This window comes from Mesorhizobium sp. PL10 (genome assembly GCF_053714315.1).
Map to the genome: position 1 here is coordinate 1 of NZ_JBSKBR010000148.1, position 999 is coordinate 999.

1 protein-coding gene and 1 riboswitch are annotated in these 999 nt (G+C 63.3%); the gene reads right to left on the reverse strand.

Annotated elements, in window-relative coordinates; translation table 11 throughout:
* Nucleotides 1-667 (reverse strand): phosphomethylpyrimidine synthase ThiC (locus ACWGTO_RS33545; protein ID WP_454578960.1); only part of this gene is annotated, 667 nt, incomplete at its 3' end.
* A gap of 111 nt (nucleotides 668-778) precedes the next feature.
* Nucleotides 779-890: riboswitch (TPP riboswitch) on the reverse strand.
* Nucleotides 891-999 lie beyond the last annotated feature (109 nt).

The following is a 999-nucleotide window of genomic DNA, read 5'->3' on the forward strand; positions in this document are numbered from 1 at the left end:
TCATCGACGAGGTGACCGCCGAATTGCCGATATTGGCGTTGATCTTGACCAGGAAATTGCGGCCGATGATCATCGGCTCGCTCTCGGGATGGTTGATGTTGGAAGGGATGATGGCGCGGCCGCGTGCCACCTCGTCGCGCACGAATTCCGGTGTGACGAAATCCGGGATCGCGGCGCCGAAGCTCTCGCCGTCACGGTGAAGTTTCGAACGCAACTGCTCGCGGCCGAGGTTTTCGCGAATGGCGACGAACTCCATTTCCGGCGTGATGATGCCGGCGCGTGCATAGGCGATCTGGGTGACGGGACGGCCGCCGGCGGCGCGCAACGGCCTGTTGCGCACGGGGAACTCCGGCGTCAGGCGATCGGCGGAGACGAAACCGTTGTCTCCGGGCTTGATCGTGCGGCCCTCATAGCGCTCGACATCGCCGCGTGCCTCGATCCCTGTCTCGCGCAATCGTGGCAGGCCGCGCTCGATATCGGTTATCACGGCGGCGTCGGTGTAGGGACCGGACGGATCGTAGACCGTGACCGGCGGCTCGCCGGCGCTCGGGTGGACCGAAATCTCGCGCATCGGCACACGCAGGTCCGGATGAATCCGGCCGGGCTTGTGGACTTTCTTGGAAGCGGGGAGTTCGCCGACGGTGACGGTCGGGGGGTGGGCATTCATGAGTGAGCCTCCTTGCTCTGATGCAACGGAGACCCAGTTCACGCGATGAGGAGGAAGGACGCTTCGCTTGGAAGACGGGCACAGCCCGAATGCCGAAGCCGGATTGCCGACCCGTGAAGCCTCGCACCGTCCCTACGCCAGTATGAACTGGATCAGGTTCAACGGGTCACTGCGCGCGATAGCAGTATCTCAGCCCCTTGCCGGGACTCCCCTGGTGAGAGGACACGTTTGACGATGCAGAGGCGCCCTGTCAACTGTTCTGACAGGCAGGTCAGGGCAATCGGGTGAGTTAACACGTGACATATGGCGCCAGTGCTGAATCTGTGAGTCCC